The organism is Rummeliibacillus sp. TYF005 (genome assembly GCF_003844195.1).
In the GTDB taxonomy this organism is placed as follows: Bacteria; Bacillota; Bacilli; order Bacillales_A; family Planococcaceae; genus Rummeliibacillus.
On sequence record NZ_ML122591.1, the window covers coordinates 1 to 16528 of the forward strand.

Genomic DNA, 16528 nt, shown 5'->3' on the forward strand with positions numbered 1-16528 from the left:
CGAATATCCGTTTCACACTTGATTTTAAAGACTTTTTGACATAGTGAATCTTCACGTAATGGACACGTTGCACATTCTTTCGGGCGCGTAAATTTTAAGCTTTGATATTTCTCGTCAAAGCTGTCGTAACAGTAGCTATGTTCCCGTACACACGTTGGACGGAAATTTGCATCGAAGCCCAAGATTTCAGATTCACGACGTTTGACATAAGGAATGACAGCTTTCATGTCTTGATTTAAGATTTGGCGGTAAATCGCTTCGTAGTCATATCCTGCATCGAATATAGCGGTTGTAAATTGATTTGGCATGACTTCCACTACCTTTTTTAATAGGGGAATCGCCGCTTTACTATCACTTAAACTCCCCGACGACATCAAGCATGCCACAATGTACTGGCTTTTGGTCGAGACCGCTAAATGCCCTTTGAAGCCGAACCAGAACGTGTTTTTCCCGTCACTATTCTTCTTCACGCCCCACTTCGGTTCAATCGGAATGTCTTGCCAAAGTGTGGCTGTCGGGATCGTTAATTGATCTTCTAATTTCTTTTCGTAGGTTGTGAGATTGGCCTCGATTTCGGCTTGTTCCGCAAGCCAAGCAGCACGTTCTTCTTTCGATTTACGCCCACGTTTTTTCGGTACTTTTTCTTTTTTCTCAGATGGTTTGGACGCATCACGCGCTTCAAAATGTGTCGCGTCATAACTAACATGTTCATCAGCTAAAAACCCTTCTGTAAAGGCTGCTCGAATCAGGTCATCATTCATTCCAACAAAGACATCTGATTGGCTAATCACGTCGACCATGCGTGAATAAGAAGCTTCAGAAGGCACTGAATCTGATAATAGAAAGCCACAATCTAAGCGGAAAATAAGATCATATTTTAGCCGCTTCACTAAATCTTTTACGGTTGGAATGCGTTCCACAATACGAATAACTAATGATTGAATCATCGCACCGTAGTTTAACTCTCGCGGAGCACCGTACATGGTTGTTTTACGGAACAGTTGGAAAATCGGTTGTAGATTGAAAGTAGACAAAATCGCATCAAAACGACGAGAACTTTCCATATCCATTAATTCTTGGATGTCAAAAAGACGCATTTGTTTTACAATAGTCATAGGGCATTCACCTCAGGGATAATTTTGGTTTGGTCACTTAAATTATACCAAATTGGGGAGGTGCCCTATTTTTATTGTTTTGAACCCCTTGGGAGACAAGGGATTGGAATTATGAAATTAACTCAAATATGCTGATTTTATCGAAAAAGTTTAAACAAGATTGGTCATCCACTATGAAATGGAAGTAGAAGAAGGATATGTTACTATTAGAATAAGAATTTTAAGGGGGTGTCTTGCTTGTTATCTTTTGGTGGCGTTCCAGCTTGGTTTTTTATTATCGCTTTTGCTTTTTTTATCGTATTTTTTATCGTTGCAGAATGGATTACGAGAAAATAATAATTTTCTTATATTCAAATTACTTATTGTTTAAATTTTAAATAGTCGTGGAATACTTACACCATCAAGCGCAACATCAGCGGGGGCGATTGCATTCTACTGACCGTTAATGTGAAATTTATTTAATAGGGTTACCTCTAATTAAAAATTTATTGCAAGCCTTGCTTTTCATCGAACTAACACCCTCTTCAATTTTTTTGTAACAATTCTTGATGGTGTTATTACGGCTCTCTATTAATAGTGTGAAAAAACTTTCGAAATTTGTGTAAGGGATGGATGATTTTACGATGAGACTCACTAATCAGGGAAAGAAATTTATCAAAAATTTAACAGCTGATAATAAGTACCATCTGCTCCGCTTTTATGCAGTTGCAGATCGTAACGGGATGAAGTTTGCCGCAGATATTGATACCCCGATTCATACTGATATTATTATGGAAATAGAAGGTATACATGTTGCATTATCCCCTAAATTACTACCTGTATTAAAAGATAAGATTATTCACTCAGAAACAGTTAATGGAGTGACTGGTATCGTTGTTTTAGATGAAAAGCATACACATTTAATTCGTTCAAATTAATAAAGGGCGTGTCTTAAATTTTTTGAGACACGCCCTTTTCGTCGAGAAAGTTTGATTTGACCACACAGGAGCAATACTTCACAGCTAGTGATAATAGGTTATTATCTTTCCTACATCTTATTATTCTTTTAAATAATCTACAATTACCTTCCCTATTTCAGCAATACATTTCTTACCAGTAAATCCGTCATTCCATCCTTGCGTTAGAACAGCTACATATAGCTTTTTTTGTCGATAGTTTATAATGGCGACATCATGATCTACACCCGTTAATCCACCTGTTTTATGATAATAGCGTATTTCTTCATCAAATGTATAAGCTGGTAACATGTCCTCAAACTGTTGATTTCCCAATATTCTTAGAGCATCTGAACGTTGACTATCATTTAACACTCCACCTGGCTCACCTATTTGTTGCAACATTAAAATCATATCTTTTGCTGTTGTATAATTATCGAATCCATTTTGTACAGCACTTTCATCCATAAAATAGCGTTCAATCTTACTACCCTTACAACCTATCTTTTGCATTAAGTGGTTGACATGATGCATGGAGTTACTATGCAATAAGGCATTCGAAGCCGTATTGTCAGATACAATAATCATTAATTCCATTAAGTTGCGATATGTAAAAGGTAATTTCCCAGTTATAAATGGTATTACCCCAGCACCTTCTACGATTAATTCTTCAGGAATAGTAGCTACGGTATCTAATCGATCATTTAAATTTAAATAAGAAGCTAATAGAATAGGTATTTTGATAGTACTAGCTGCACGGAACAATTGATCTTCTTTATAGAGAAACGATTGCTCACCATCTATAATAGCGACACTTACTTGATAATCCTGATAACTATTGATGATTTTTTGACATTCTACAGCTAATTGTGAAAATAACATTCCCTTCCCCCTTCGATTATTGATTTGTTTGATATTCTAAGATGGCCTTTATAAACACTTCCCCATATTTTTCTAGTTTATTTTCCCCTACACCATTTACTTCTAAGAACTCTTGAGAATTTGTTGGCTTTTTGGCACACATATCTTTTAAAGACTTATCTGAAAAAATAACAAAAGGTGGAACATTTGATTGATCTGCTAGTTGCTTGCGAATGATTCTTAGTTCTTCAAATAATGGGTCTGTTTCTACAATTTGTTTTGTGACGACAACACCACGTCTTTCTACCTTACGTTTTCCTAGGAGGACTTCTTTTCCCTTCGCCGATACGTATACAGTGGGCATTGAACCTTGGTTTACTGCCAATAATTCCTCGGCAATCATATATTCGATAAAATTGGTTACATCTTTTATGGTCATTTCTTTCAATAAACCGTAAGTCGATAAACTTTCAAAGCCAAAACTTTTTATCTTTTGATTTTTTGACCCGACAAGTACTTGTGCTACCATTGTTTTTCCAAATTTTTGGCCCATTCTAATAACGCATGATAAAACTTTTTGACAATCTACTGTAACATCGAATACTTCTCTGTCATCCAAACAGTTACTGCATTTTCCACATGTTTCTTCAGAATTCTCACCAAAATATTGAACGATATATTGTTGCAAGCAATTTTCTGTATGACAATAGTCAACTATACTTTGTAGTTTTTTTAATTCTGAAGGAATACGTTCTCGATCATCGGTTTGGTCTATTAAAAAGCGTTGTGTTTGTACGTCTTGCGGAGAATATAGCAAAATACATTGGCTTGGTAATCCATCACGACCTGCTCTACCCGCTTCTTGATAATAGCTTTCCATATTCTTAGGTAATTGATAATGTATAACATATCTAACATTAGATTTATCAATTCCCATTCCAAATGCATTCGTCGCAACAATAACAGAAGCTTCATCATGTAAAAAGCGGTTTTGTTCACTTTGCCTTAAAGACTCTGATAATCCTGCATGATATTTTGCTACAGAATGCCCTGCTTTTTTAAGTACTTCATATAAATGATCGACCGTTTTCCTTGTAGCAGCATAGATAATTCCTACTTCTTTTAAATTTTTCTTTACAAAATCCTTGACGTAACGTTCTTTGTTTTGTCCAATTAGTACTGAAAAATTTAAATTATCTCGTGCAAAACCTGTAATAACGGTATTTTCCTCTGAAATATTGAGCTGTTGACAAATATCTTCACGAACATCAGGCGTTGCTGTTGCGGTTAAAGCAACTACTTTGGGCTGTTTTTCAAATAGATTCATCAATCGTCCAATTGAACGATAACTTGGGCGAAAATCATGCCCCCATTGTGAAATACAATGCGCTTCATCTACTGCTATTAATGGTACGGGTAGTGAGGCTAATAGATTTCTAAAAGACTCTGATTCCAATCGTTCAGGCGCAATATATAAAAGTTTATAGTGTCCTTTTTGAGCATTTTGTATTGTTTGTTGAAATTCTTGCTGATTTAAAGAGCTATTAATGTAGGCTGCTTCAATTCCCATATCAAGTAGAGTATCGACCTGATCTTGCATTAATGAGATTAAAGGAGACACTACGATCGTAGTACCTTCAAGCATAAGTGCTGGAATTTGATAACATACTGATTTTCCTCCACCAGTTGGCATGACACATAAAGAGGAATCCCCCGCTAAAACATGTTCTATAATTTTTTCCTGGCCTAAACGAAATTGTTTGTAACCAAAAAATTGTTGTAAATATTGGTTTGCTTTTTCGATCATTCGATGTAAATCACCTTTCATTTGCTTTCCTATTATTGTATCATCTTCGTACTATTTTTACCTTTATGGAATAAATATGACATTGTATTTTTAGTGTGTTTTTCCTATAAATTATATTACTATTTTAAAAAGTTTTTTCACTTCATAAATTCAATCTTTTCAGCAATTTAAAAAAAACGTATAATGTACTAGTTGTAAAAATAAATAAGGAGTCTTTCAAATTATGTGGTTTTTATTTTCAATACTGACTGCTCTTGCATGGGGCGGTGCAGATTTATTCTATAAAAGGGGCTCAGATAGTAATGATAAATACAGTCATCTGAAGATTGTTGTAATTGTTGGATTAGTAATGGGGATTCATGCTACGGGCTATATGCTGTATAAAGGCATAGACTTTAGACTATTCGACATGGTGAAATATTTGCCTGTATCATTCTTTTACATTTCTTCAATGACAGTGGGCTATATTGGTTTGCGTTATTTGGAACTGTCGATTTCTTCACCAGTACAAAACTCATCTGGTGCTATTACAGCAATTCTACTTTTTATCTTCTTTAAACAAGACATTGATTGGATTCATATCTTAGGGGTAATAATTATTACCGCTGGGGTCATTGGTATTGCTATAGTAGAAAAACAAGAAGAGAACAAATTGATGCGTTTGCAAAATACAGTAATCGATAAAAAATACCAACTTGGTTTTATGGCCGTCATTTTTCCAATCATCTATGCATTATTAGATGGAGCTGGTACATTTGCTGATGGTATTTATCTTGATGAACTCAAACTTATGAGCGAAGATGCAGCTTTATTGGCTTATGAATATACGTTCTTCATTTGTGCAGCAATTGCATTTATCTATTTGAAGGCTATTAAAAAAGTACAATTTAACGTTTTCAAAGAACGTGATAAAGCATTTGCAGCAATCTTAGAAACAACTGGGCAATTTTTCTATGTCTATGCAATGAGTGCATATGCTATAATCGCTGCACCATTAATAGCATCATATAGTATTTTCTCTGTCATTCTATCTAGAATTTTCTTAAAAGAAAAACTATCTTCTAAACATTATGTTGTTATTACAATCGTAATGATCGGCATCATTTTACTTGGTATTGCAGACGAATTATAATCTAGATTTCAAGATAAAATCCTACTTGCAAATTTATGCGAGTAGGATTTTTATTAGGCATATTTATTTTTAAAATAAAATACAACTAAAACAATTAAAACAATAAATACAACGACACCCCAAATCATAATAAAGCCCATTGTATTTCCATATAGTTTAATCTTTTCATTGCTATTTTCGCTTAGTAAAGTACTTTGATGATTCGCTAAATATTCCGCCACTTCTAGCATATGTCCAAACTTTTCTTTAGAAAAATTATTGTTCAATCTAATTTGTAAATTTTGATAATAAATATCATCCCATTTATATGGATTCATCTCAAAAGGTTCACCCATATTTGTTTCCCAGAAGTTTATATTTTTTTCATTTATAACTTTTACAATTTCATCTTTTTCCGTAGGATGATCGACAATATATTGAATCATTAATGTTCGTCTTTGAATTGTATCTTCTATAGCTATGATCTGTTTTAATGTATCCATTATGAATCTCCCTCTACGTTATTCAATACTATTGTAGAGCAAAAGTTATTAGAACGTTAGTGTGTTCACAAATTAGTAAGATTCTATTTCTACTTTGGTTTACGTTTAAAATATAGATGCACCAAAATTACGGCTAACGGAGGAAATACAAATAAAAAAACATTTGTAATTTTATAAATAATAAACATCGCCAACAGGCTTATAAAAAAACTAACTATGTACCAAAACCACATGTTTATATGCACACTCCAAATATTTTTTCTTTAGTATACACCATTCACTTCTCTTCATGATGTTTCAGAATAATATTACGGATAAAATCTTCGTCTTCTTTTTCAATTTTATAATATGAATAGGGATTCATATGATTTGTAAAAATAACTTCCTGATTTTCTTTGACAACCCATAAATCATAATTACTTACTACAATGTTTTGGGTTTCATCTTTAAATTGAATACAGTAAGTTGGTAGTCCTTTTATATCATTTTCATCTAACTTAATATTTCTACCATTATTAATAGCATCCATGCTTTTTTGATAAAATTTTTCATCTCTAATTGTTTCTAGTATCTGAATATTTCTATCTTCTTTTACTATACCGATTTGTGTTGAATAATTTGGTTTAATACAACCATTGAGAATTAAAGTGAGTAGGCAAAAGCATAACCACATCAATCTTTTCATCGCTTTTATCCTCCTGCGAGTAAATGATTAATCTTATTATTACCCAAATAATTAAAATAATTATTCATTTACCTATTTACTTTGTCGCTTTAAAGCGATAAACTGTTGTACTAATAGATAATGAATTTCGAGGAGGAAATTTCATGAAAGACTTTTTCAATAAGCTATTAACCGGGATGAGTATTGGCATTGTTGTTTCTTTAATTCCAAATGCTTTAGTAGGAGAAATTTTTAAACTACTCATTCCAGATGCACCATTTTTACAACATATTTTAAATTTAACGATTATTACTATGAGTATGTTACCAGCTATGATTGGCGTTACAGTTGGTATGACTTTCAAATTAACACCTATTCAAACTGCTAGTGTTGGTTTAGCAGCAGTTGTAGGTAGTGGTGTTATTACAATGAAAGATGAGATTATGACACTATCCGGTATTGGAGTTGTTTTAAATACTGGGATTACTGCTGCATTAGCGGTATTATTTGTTCAATTTATCGGGGTGAAATTAAAGGACTATACAATTTTATTGATGCCAACACTATCTATTTTTGTTCCTGGCTTAATCGGCTATTTACTATTGCCTTACGTAAAAACTGGTACTGGTGTAATTGGCACAGGGATTCAACATGTGACTACATTACAACCCGTTGTAATGGGAGCAATTATCGCTGTTATCTTCTGCATATTAATACTATCTCCTCTTTCTACTGTAGGCGTAGCAACTGTTATTATGCTTTCAGGAATAGGATCTGGTGCTGCAAACTTAGGGATTGTTTCTGCAGGTGTCGGTTTGTGCATAGCTAGCTATAAAGTAAATTCTCTTGGAACAGCTCTTGCTCATGTACTTGGCTCACCTAAAATTCAAATGCGTAATTTTTTCATGAAACCTAAAATGGCTTTTCCTATGCTAATTACAGCTGCCATATTAGGAGGGTTAGCTGGAATTTTCAACATTCAAGGTACACCAATGAGTGCAGGCTTCGGTCTATCAGGTTTAATCGGTCCATTAAACTACATCAATTTAACTGCAGATGGCTGGACAACAACGAATATTATGATTATGCTGACGATGTTCTTTATACTACCAATTCTTTTAAATGTAGTGTTACTTCGATTATTTGAACGTAAGTATAAGATAATTGAGGCAAATGATTATAAAATATCAATCGAATAATATAAATGGTGGAACTAGTTTAACCATGATTTCTACTAGCTCCATTATTTTACTAAAATTATTTCCATTCAAATTACTATCATATAATAGTAATATTTGATATAATGTTGGAATGAAATAATTGGAGGATTTTTAACAGATGAAACAGAGTGAACTTCGTAAACGCATGCTTCGCAATGAAGACAAAATGAAATACCTAGATGCAGATTTACGTGTACTACAAGCTAAATTTGACATTGAATATACACGTTTCTTAAAAAAAGTTGGTTTAATCGATTATGATGATATTTTTGAAAAGAAAGCAACAATAGGAAAACTCTTTCAAGATCTACCCGAAAGTAGCCCCATTAAAAAAGCCTATCACAAGCATTTCAAACATTTTCTTGCTGAGATGTTTTTCAATCTATCAATCGAAAACAATCATTTTAAAGTAGAAGTATTTATCAATAATGATGAATATATTGTTTTGGATGAAGATAAATCCAAGATTAAACCTTTAATCGTAGATGTTCATAAAGCAATTGAAGAAATTCAAGCTGAATATATGGCTATTCAACAAAAATTTGTTGATTTACGTTATGATTTAATGCAATCTGGTGAAGAATTAGTGAAAGAAAAAAATATTCTCCAATCAGAATTAGACAAATCGCAACTAAACTAGTAAATTCAGAAAATACTATTTGTTTCACTTTTTCAATATAGTGATATACAATATTTACAGAAGAATCTTAGATTATTATTAGGGAGGGTTTCTTATGGGACTTGCAAGCATCGGTGTGCCCGGATTAATCGTCATTCTTGTAATTGCATTGATTGTATTCGGACCTTCCAAACTACCACAAATAGGTAAAGCTGCTGGTGATACTATTCGTGAATTCAAAAACTCTACTCAAGAACTTAGAGACGATGTATCAATAACAAAAAAATCTGATGAAAATAAATCCGATTCAGATAAATAACTTTTAAGAGGCTGTCTTGTAAGTAAAATACTTACGGACAGCCTCTTCTTATAAATTTCCTGATGAATTCTACCATTACTTATGAAGTAAGTCATGGACCTAAGGGTATTAACATTAGAGTTCAAGTTATAATTGATGGAGAGAAATTTAGAAAGCAATAAAAATAATAAATTAGCTTATGAATTTTTGATGAATAAATTGGTTTCATGCTTTCCCCTGAAAGATTATATCTTTTCTTTATTGCTTTATACATTTACTTCTGATAATATTAAGCCACATAGTTATTCATTTACATTTTATATCATATTAAAAGAGAGAATTCGAAATGAATTCTCTCTTTTAAAGTTTTATATGTGATTATTTTCTTCTGTTACAGAAATCCCTTTTAATTTCTTCGGCTTTTTTGCTGATATGAATATAGTACTCAATATGCAAAAAGTGCCAATCCATTCAGGAATTCCAAAAGATACATGAAGAAATAGCACTGATAAGATAGATGCAGTAAGAGGTTCCACACATGCAAGTACACTCGCTACTGTCGGTTTTACATATCGAAAACTTTCAAGAAAGAAAAAGAAAGCTAAAAGTGTGCCAAATATGATAATATACACAAAACTGGAGAATGACAAAACAGACCATGTTCCCTCGAACTTCCATGGTGGATGAACAAAACTAAAGGCTATTCCACCAATTAGCATCCCCCACCCTACTACAACAGTAGAACCGTATCTCGCTAATAATTTTACAGGGTGCAAAGTATAAAAAGCCAATGCAAATGCTGATGTAATTCCCCAAAACAACGCTTTACCTGATATAGACAAACCTGTAAGTTTACCGTGAGTCACTAATAGGATTGTTCCTAATACAGCCATCAATACAGCTATAGCTTCATATTTATTTGGGAGCTTGCGATTTCTACCAACGACATAAACAACAATTATTACTGGCGATAAGTATTGTAAAACTGTTGCAGTTGCAGCATTGCCGTATTTAATTGCTGCAAAATATGTATATTGTACTGCGACCATGCCCGCTATACTAAATAAAAGGATACTAATCACATCATGTTTACTTTTCCATATAGACCAGATACGTTTATGTTCTTTACGATAATTAAGAACTAACAATAATAGACCAGCTAATAGCAATCTTTGATCAACTAACCACTCTATACTAAATCCATTCTCCTGAACTAAAAATTGAGCTAAAGTTCCAGCTCCAGCCCAAAAGATCGCTGCCAACAGAACCAAAACAATGCCTTTAAACTGACTGTCTTTTTCAGTCATCTAATTACCCCCGAAAACCATTATCAAAATCATTAATGATTATTGTATCATCTATAATTCTTTTGACAATAGAAAAAGAGATATCCAGTTTACTTTCTGAATATCTCTTTATGGGTCGGGACAGAATCGAACTGCCGACACTTAGAGCTTCAATCTAATGCTCTACCAACTGAGCTACCGACCCAGTATGGAGGAGGAAGAGGGATTCGAACCCCCGCGCGGTTTGACCCGCCTGTCGGTTTTCAAGACCGATCCCTTCAGCCAGACTTGGGTATTCCTCCATTTTGGAGCGGAAGACGGAGATCGAACCCGCGACCCTCACCTTGGGAAGGTGATGTTCTACCACTAAACTACTTCCGCAAAAAATTTTTTTACAATAGTNTTTTGGAGCGGAAGACGGAGATCGAACCCGCGACCCTCACCTTGGGAAGGTGATGTTCTACCACTAAACTACTTCCGCAAAAAATTTTTTTACAATAGTTATTGTAACACTATTATTAAATTCATGCTATTTTTCTATCTTACTCTCTTTCTAAGTAATGTTTAAACCACAATAGTAAGACCTTGTAGTAATAGCAAGGAAGCTTACCATTCACAGCAGAAAGCTTCCTCTATTATAGAAAAATATATTAATTTGACTTATTCTTTTAAAACATAAGCTGCTAATACACTTTGAATTTTATAAATATCTGATTGTTTAGTGAACCTCTTCTCGATTGGTTCATCACTATTAGACAACCAAATTTTTAGTTCTGCTTCAAAATCAAAAGTACCAGCTGTCTCAATGGAGAAGTGTACTACGCTTCTATAAGGAATAGAGTGATATTCTATTTTCTTTCCTGTTACCCCTTGTTTATCAATCAATATTAATCGTTTATCTGTAAAAACAAAGAGGTCTCTAATTAACTTATATGCTTGCTCAACTTTTTCATTTTTCGCAATTAGATCTTTTATCTCAGAATGAATAATTTCTTTGCTTACTTCTGTCGCATTCCCCATCAAATTATCAAATAATCCCAGTATAGCTCCTCCTGTTCATATAAAATGAAACTTCTATAATCGGTTAATGCGAGAAAAAATATATGCAGATTAGATATCTGTACAATAATATATGCTGAAATTTCATTATTCTACAACTTGTGAATTTTTACTTACATACTTCAGCAATTCATAGAGTAATACCGGCATTTCCACAAATGCACTTTTAACATGTAAACGTTCCGAAATTTGATGTGCATCTTTCCCAAACGGCCCCACATTAAGGACTGGAGCTGAAAACTTCGACATTTCTTCAAATGGAATATCATACGTTTCTCCCCAAACTGGTGAATTTTTTTCATATGTCTTCCAATCCTTAACAGCTTGAAATTGACAGTAACTCAAATCACAAATCCCATTAAAATAATGGATTTGTTCAAGAGGAATATTGAACTTTTTTGCTTCTTCAAGGAGTAAGGAAACCGCGCCTTGTATCAGGGAATCTTCTGATGAATTTACAGGTGGATAATATGGTGGTGCAAACAGTAATACTACAGCTGGCGCTAATTCTTGGCAGCGTATCATCAATTGATCTGCAATTCGTAATGACTTTTCACGATCGTCAAATGTGTCATTTGATAATATAGATTTCTTTAATTCTTTTACCTGCTTTATACCCATTTTATTAACTGCATAGGTATATAATTCTTCAAATCGAACTACACGAATCTTGCCAATTGTTGAAACGCCTTGTTTCTTACAGATTACCTCGTAACGTGTTTGACACTTTTCCATAGCCTCTTTCGCTATTTCTTCGAATAAGTTCATGATTTCTCCGGCACTCCGCTTCATGAGGAAAACATTGAACATCGAAATGGCACGATAGGGTGTCTGTGTAGAATATTGTTCTTTTAGATCGGTTAACTTCAGCGAAACTGGAAGAGGGGTTTGTTCACCAAAGTCTTCTTCTAGAAATTTTTCATTCCATTCCATTTCTGCTGTTAGAAAAGCACTCATAAAAGGTGCAGTCATCCCTTTTAAAGGTTCTCCTACATGCGTCTCTTTCCCATAGAAAAGTGCTGCAGGCATAATCTTTCCAATTGAACCAGAGTAAACATATTCTTTTAAATCAGTTGGACCTTGAGAAAAAGAAGGTTCACTATTTAAAAATAATTTAATCTTCAAATTTTCTTTTTCTTGTAATTCTGATATAAGTTTCACTGCTTGTCGCATGCCTGCTGAATTGACTTCTTCATCAGGTACAGTAACAATTAGTAGATTAATAGGCCATTTTTCCGCAATAGCTCTTTCAATGATTTGCATATGTAGTGCTAAGCCGATTTTCATATCCATTACCCCTCGGCCAAATAAGTAATCCCCACTTACTAAATCTTTTTTGGCAGATTCGTTTAGCATACTTGGATCTGCCTTAAAAGCATTCGTTAACACTTCAGGCATAGTTGCTATAGGAATAAATGAACCGTACTCTTCAATTTGTACTGTATCAAAATGACTAATTAAAACTACAGTTTCATTTACATGTGAATTTTTGTATAATGCTGAAACAACTTGTCTCCCGCGGTCAACATCACAAAGTTTTAGATAAGATGGGTTTTCCTTAAAGTATTGAAGTTGCTGTAATTTTGCTTTTAGTTTACTTGAAAATAGTTGTTCCCCTTTTGTCATTGTCTGACTTTCCCAACTGACAAGCTCACAAAGGAGCGAACGTAATTTCTCTGGTGTATTCCACATCATTCTTCCCACCATCCTTTGGCATTATTAAATAGCATCTCCTATAAATAGGTAATCTTATATTTTGAATATACGTAAGTTTTTATATATAGTCAATGTATTAAAACCTAACATAATAAAAAATTCCTTTAACAAAATTATCAATCAAACAAAATAATATAAAAAGCGCATTTATTTTTTATTTAAATGTCAGGTAAAATAACATAAATCGGAATATAAAACTAAAAAGCGCATGGAAACAATCTTCTATGTTTTCATGCGCTTAACTATATTATTATTTCTAAAAAAGCCTATAAAATTTAAAATTTCAAAAAGTACTCAAATTAATAACTTCCTATTATTTCATGTTTAACATTTAAATAAGCGTAGTTAATATTTAAATACTGTTCACAATTTTCTTCTATCAATTCTCGTGTAATCTCTTTCAAAGACATTGATTTAGAAGTCCCAACAGATATCATTAGTTGCTGCTTCATCTTTTGTTCATACATGGTGACAATTTCATGATTCATCGTTTTCTCTCCTTTTCTCATAAAAAAACACATCCGTCAACATTTAGAAGGATGTGTTATGAAAAACTTGCTCTCTTATACGACTTCGACCATAGCAAAATAAGCCCTCTAAAAAAGGGAGAACTTTGCGGTTTTGTCGTACAATGAGCATGCAGAAGATATTCTGTCACACTCTACACCTCCTATCCTCGTAGGTTATATGGCTGTACTCGAAAAAAGGCAGGTCTCCTGGCTTATCTTCTCTGCTCATCGCACCTTCCCGTTTTGACAGTGGTTTTTGCGATTTGCTCTGAATTACAGTTGCGGGACAGCGTCGGATTCTCACCGATCTTCCCTTTTAAACAAATCAAAAAATGATTTGTACCCTTTTTCTTCTTATTCCGTTTCTCTCATTATAACATATTGTTATTAGTAGATTATATAATCTATCTTTATCACAAAAAAAGAAACTTCTATTTAAAATCTCATAGAAATTTCTTTTAATTTTTTATTTATTTGCTACTAGTTCACTTTCAATCAACCATTTATGATTTTTCACTTCATTCCCACCAGTAGTTGGCTTATAGTTGACCATGTAAACTGTTGTGTGAATTCCAGATTCAATTGTAGCAATAGCACCCTTCATACCTGGCAAATGGTCTGCATCAAGGGTCACTTTCGCTCCTGGTTGTAGAATTTTACCGGCTGCTTTTTTTATTTCTTCTTGAATCACCCATTTGTGATTTTTGACTTCTTTTCCACCAGTAGTTGGTTTATAACTGACTGAGTAGGCATTAGTCTCATATGCACCAACAATCGTTCCTTTTGCTCCATTCATGCCAACCATATGATTGGCTTGAACGATTACTTGACTTCCTACTGGATACGTTGGATTTTTAGCTTTTTTAATATCTCCTAAAACTACACCAGAATTATTATGATTCATATGATTATTTTCTTCTGTTACAGTTTGTTTATCATCTAAATTTAAATTATCATCAGGAGCTATATCCACATTTTTGTTTACATCAATATTTTCTCCCTTTAAAACATTGCCACAGCCAGATAATGTGATTAACGCTGTGAATACAAAGATGATTATTTTCATTTTGTTTTTCATGCTGTTTCCTCCAAGTTTCACTTATATGTTCACGCAATATCGGACTTATACTCTTTGAGAAAAGTATTCCCGATATTCCATTCTTTAAACAATAGAAGAACGCAATAAAAAAATTTATAGAGAAAAAATTCTAATTTCTATCAATCATGTTCCAATATTAATTCTATTTGTGCAATAATTTCTATACCATGTATTGCTTGAGTTGCCAGTCGATCAGCTTCTACATTCAATTTTCGAGATACATGTTCATATTCTGCTTGAATGCCTAATTCTTTTAACTTGTTATCAATTTTGTCAGCCCAACTCATTAACTCTGGTTCTAGTACTGCCCATTCACCACTCATTTGGTTGATCACGACTTGAGAATCACCGATAAATCGAATATTTGTGTTTTTAACATTTAATAATTCTAATTCTGTAATACTTAGTTGAAGTGCTGCATATTCGGATTCGTTATTCGATTTCAACCCTACTGTTTGTGCATTTTTTCTAACCCGAAACGGCTTGCCATTTTGCTCAAAATAGATGGCACAACCTAAACCTGATATAGTCGTTTCTCTATCATAACCACCGTCAAAATAGACTGTAATATTATGTGGTTCTCCTTCCACTTCCGTTAAATAACGTTTTAGCTCTTTCATAGTCCATGAACTATCGAATTGATCTATAAATGTTATGTTCTTCACTCTTCCTGTTTTCTCTATATCTAAAGCAATTTTATATGCTTTCTCTGCCGATATTTCTTCTGAGCGAAATACCGTTTCTACTCCTCTGGATGTTTTGTAAATCCATTCAATGATGAGGTTCATATGATATCCTCCAACTAAAATATTTTCAATATATTTTAACTTATTTTCTCCATTGTAAACATAATTTATAAATGTTTCAGTTAAATTTTCGTATATAAAAAACTGTTGATTAGCTAGTAATCTAGTTAACCAACAGTTTAAAGGATTAATATGATATTACTTAGTTAGAAATAACGAAAATTCCACCGCACTGGGAAATTGGATGAAATTCACATGTACAAAAATCTCTTAACTTAGAAGCTATTTCTTCAAATACGAAATAAAATTCGTCCTCATCCCAATAATCTATACTTTCAATTCTACATGTATTAAGTTGTTCTCTTGTTTGAAAAGCAACATCTCCAATGAATAGCTTTCCTTTATCTTTTAATAGCGATAGTAAATTCTTGATGAACATTACTTTTTCGTCATCCGTTAAATGATGTAATGTGTATGTGCTTAAAATTGAATCATACGTATTTTCTCTTAAGAAATGTGGGACCCCATTCGAGATATCCCATTCCATTAAATTGGCTTGTGGCATCTTTTGTTTAGCTATTTCAATCATTTTTGTTGAGAAATCAATTCCATCTATTTGATGACCATTTTCATATAGCTTTGATGTTATAACAGCCGTACCAAAACCTATATCTAACACATTGGATTGTTCTTTCTGCATGATTTCGTTGTAGATGGTATTTAAAATCTCTTTGTATCCGGCAAATGGATACTGATCATTTTCTTCACTAACTTTAACTGTTTGATCATACTCGTTTGCCCATAAATCAAAATCTAATTTGTTTAACATTCAATTTCCTCCAATTATTCAAGCGAATAATCGAGTATTTATTTTTAAAGATTATTCGCTAATATTACCTTCTAAAGTATTGATATCGTTACAAATTAGTGTATTTTCCATATTAATCTCCCCTCGTATATTAGTAGTAAGAGCTCTTTCC

General features: G+C 33.2%; 17 protein-coding genes, 4 tRNA genes and 1 riboswitch. Of the genes, 5 read left to right on the forward strand and 16 right to left on the reverse strand.

The window, feature by feature from the left end; genetic code table 11:
• A partial coding sequence (locus tag CW357_RS16255; RefSeq protein WP_164489630.1) for a transposase occupies positions 1 to 1115 on the reverse strand: 1115 nt, incomplete at its 3' end.
• 623 nt (positions 1116 to 1738) lie between these two features.
• Between CW357_RS16255 and CW357_RS16260 the strand changes: the two genes are divergently transcribed.
• Complete coding sequence (locus CW357_RS16260; protein ID WP_119415670.1) at positions 1739 to 2032, forward strand: hypothetical protein; 294 nt, start codon at positions 1739 to 1741, stop codon at positions 2030 to 2032.
• Positions 2033 to 2152: 120 nt separating this feature from the next.
• Here the strand turns inward: CW357_RS16260 and CW357_RS16265 are convergent, their stop codons facing one another.
• Positions 2153 to 2932, reverse strand: a complete 780-nt coding sequence (locus CW357_RS16265; protein ID WP_119415671.1) for a serine hydrolase — start codon at positions 2930 to 2932, stop codon at positions 2153 to 2155.
• A 16-nt stretch (positions 2933 to 2948) separates the two neighbouring features.
• Positions 2949 to 4718: a DNA helicase RecQ gene (recQ, locus tag CW357_RS16270; RefSeq protein WP_124218611.1), complete on the reverse strand. Its 1770-nt coding sequence runs from the start codon at positions 4716 to 4718 to the stop codon at positions 2949 to 2951.
• 223 nt (positions 4719 to 4941) lie between these two features.
• Between recQ and CW357_RS16275 the strand changes: the two genes are divergently transcribed.
• A complete protein-coding gene (locus CW357_RS16275; RefSeq protein WP_119415672.1) occupies positions 4942 to 5850 on the forward strand; it encodes an EamA family transporter in 909 nt (302 codons plus the stop codon).
• A gap of 53 nt (positions 5851 to 5903) precedes the next feature.
• Here the strand turns inward: CW357_RS16275 and CW357_RS16280 are convergent, their stop codons facing one another.
• Both CW357_RS16280 and CW357_RS16285 read right to left on the reverse strand, forming a co-directional pair.
• A complete protein-coding gene (locus tag CW357_RS16280) occupies positions 5904 to 6332 on the reverse strand; it encodes a hypothetical protein (protein WP_119415673.1) in 429 nt (142 codons plus the stop codon).
• 277 nt (positions 6333 to 6609) lie between these two features.
• A complete protein-coding gene (locus tag CW357_RS16285) occupies positions 6610 to 7017 on the reverse strand; it encodes a hypothetical protein (RefSeq protein WP_124218603.1) in 408 nt (135 codons plus the stop codon).
• A 143-nt stretch (positions 7018 to 7160) separates the two neighbouring features.
• Here CW357_RS16285 and CW357_RS16290 point away from each other — a divergent pair, with 143 nt between their 5' ends.
• The 3 genes from CW357_RS16290 (at position 7161) to CW357_RS16300 (ending at position 9154) form a co-directional block, all read left to right on the forward strand.
• Positions 7161 to 8195, forward strand: a complete 1035-nt coding sequence (locus CW357_RS16290; RefSeq protein ID WP_124218604.1) for a PTS sugar transporter subunit IIC — start codon at positions 7161 to 7163, stop codon at positions 8193 to 8195.
• 139 nt (positions 8196 to 8334) lie between these two features.
• Entirely contained in the window at positions 8335 to 8856 is a 522-nt protein-coding gene (locus tag CW357_RS16295; RefSeq protein WP_124218605.1) for a hypothetical protein, read from the forward strand.
• Between the two features lie 94 nt (positions 8857 to 8950).
• Positions 8951 to 9154: a twin-arginine translocase TatA/TatE family subunit gene (locus tag CW357_RS16300; RefSeq protein ID WP_119415677.1), complete on the forward strand. Its 204-nt coding sequence runs from the start codon at positions 8951 to 8953 to the stop codon at positions 9152 to 9154.
• Positions 9155 to 9501: 347 nt separating this feature from the next.
• Here CW357_RS16300 and CW357_RS16305 read toward each other — a convergent pair whose 3' ends face one another.
• From CW357_RS16305 to CW357_RS16355, 11 genes are all read right to left on the reverse strand, one after another.
• A complete protein-coding gene (locus CW357_RS16305; RefSeq protein WP_124218606.1) occupies positions 9502 to 10440 on the reverse strand; it encodes a DMT family transporter in 939 nt (312 codons plus the stop codon).
• Positions 10441 to 10551: 111 nt separating this feature from the next.
• A tRNA-Phe gene (locus CW357_RS16310) sits at positions 10552 to 10624 on the reverse strand.
• A 4-nt stretch (positions 10625 to 10628) separates the two neighbouring features.
• Positions 10629 to 10721, reverse strand: a tRNA-Ser gene (locus tag CW357_RS16315).
• Positions 10722 to 10725: 4 nt separating this feature from the next.
• Positions 10726 to 10800: transfer RNA gene (locus CW357_RS16320), tRNA-Gly, on the reverse strand.
• 25 nt (positions 10801 to 10825) lie between these two features.
• Positions 10826 to 10900, reverse strand: a tRNA-Gly gene (locus CW357_RS16325).
• A gap of 179 nt (positions 10901 to 11079) precedes the next feature.
• Entirely contained in the window at positions 11080 to 11460 is a 381-nt protein-coding gene (locus CW357_RS16330; protein WP_124218607.1) for a PH domain-containing protein, read from the reverse strand.
• Positions 11461 to 11565: 105 nt separating this feature from the next.
• Positions 11566 to 13173 carry a M20/M25/M40 family metallo-hydrolase gene (locus CW357_RS16335; RefSeq protein WP_371684360.1) on the reverse strand — a complete coding sequence of 536 codons (1608 nt, stop codon included), beginning with the start codon at positions 13171 to 13173 and terminating at the stop codon, positions 11566 to 11568.
• 320 nt (positions 13174 to 13493) lie between these two features.
• Positions 13494 to 13703: a hypothetical protein gene (locus tag CW357_RS16340; RefSeq protein ID WP_124218609.1), complete on the reverse strand. Its 210-nt coding sequence runs from the start codon at positions 13701 to 13703 to the stop codon at positions 13494 to 13496.
• Positions 13704 to 13882: 179 nt separating this feature from the next.
• A riboswitch (cobalamin riboswitch) is annotated at positions 13883 to 14065 on the reverse strand.
• 104 nt (positions 14066 to 14169) lie between these two features.
• Positions 14170 to 14781, reverse strand: a complete 612-nt coding sequence (locus CW357_RS16345; RefSeq protein WP_124218610.1) for a YdhK family protein — start codon at positions 14779 to 14781, stop codon at positions 14170 to 14172.
• A gap of 140 nt (positions 14782 to 14921) precedes the next feature.
• Complete coding sequence (locus CW357_RS16350) at positions 14922 to 15590, reverse strand: reverse transcriptase-like protein (RefSeq protein WP_119415682.1); 669 nt, start codon at positions 15588 to 15590, stop codon at positions 14922 to 14924.
• 160 nt (positions 15591 to 15750) lie between these two features.
• Positions 15751 to 16377 carry a class I SAM-dependent methyltransferase gene (locus tag CW357_RS16355; RefSeq protein WP_119415683.1) on the reverse strand — a complete coding sequence of 209 codons (627 nt, stop codon included), beginning with the start codon at positions 16375 to 16377 and terminating at the stop codon, positions 15751 to 15753.
• Positions 16378 to 16528: the final 151 nt, after the last annotated feature.

Coding starts and splice junctions, on each gene's coding strand:
- CW357_RS16355 (WP_119415683.1), bottom strand. CDS start 16,377: ATGTTAAACAAATTAGATTTTGATTTATGGGCAAACGAGTATGATCAA.
- CW357_RS16260 (WP_119415670.1), top strand. CDS start 1,739: ATGAGACTCACTAATCAGGGAAAGAAATTTATCAAAAATTTAACAGCT.
- CW357_RS16305 (WP_124218606.1), bottom strand. CDS start 10,440: ATGACTGAAAAAGACAGTCAGTTTAAAGGCATTGTTTTGGTTCTGTTG.
- CW357_RS16335 (WP_371684360.1), bottom strand. CDS start 13,173: ATGATGTGGAATACACCAGAGAAATTACGTTCGCTCCTTTGTGAGCTT.
- CW357_RS16280 (WP_119415673.1), bottom strand. CDS start 6,332: ATGGATACATTAAAACAGATCATAGCTATAGAAGATACAATTCAAAGA.
- CW357_RS16265 (WP_119415671.1), bottom strand. CDS start 2,932: ATGTTATTTTCACAATTAGCTGTAGAATGTCAAAAAATCATCAATAGT.
- CW357_RS16345 (WP_124218610.1), bottom strand. CDS start 14,781: ATGAAAAACAAAATGAAAATAATCATCTTTGTATTCACAGCGTTAATC.
- CW357_RS16340 (WP_124218609.1), bottom strand. CDS start 13,703: ATGAGAAAAGGAGAGAAAACGATGAATCATGAAATTGTCACCATGTAT.
- CW357_RS16290 (WP_124218604.1), top strand. CDS start 7,161: ATGAAAGACTTTTTCAATAAGCTATTAACCGGGATGAGTATTGGCATT.
- CW357_RS16275 (WP_119415672.1), top strand. CDS start 4,942: ATGTGGTTTTTATTTTCAATACTGACTGCTCTTGCATGGGGCGGTGCA.
- CW357_RS16350 (WP_119415682.1), bottom strand. CDS start 15,590: ATGAACCTCATCATTGAATGGATTTACAAAACATCCAGAGGAGTAGAA.
- recQ (WP_124218611.1), bottom strand. CDS start 4,718: ATGATCGAAAAAGCAAACCAATATTTACAACAATTTTTTGGTTACAAA.
- CW357_RS16300 (WP_119415677.1), top strand. CDS start 8,951: ATGGGACTTGCAAGCATCGGTGTGCCCGGATTAATCGTCATTCTTGTA.
- CW357_RS16285 (WP_124218603.1), bottom strand. CDS start 7,017: ATGAAAAGATTGATGTGGTTATGCTTTTGCCTACTCACTTTAATTCTC.
- CW357_RS16295 (WP_124218605.1), top strand. CDS start 8,335: ATGAAACAGAGTGAACTTCGTAAACGCATGCTTCGCAATGAAGACAAA.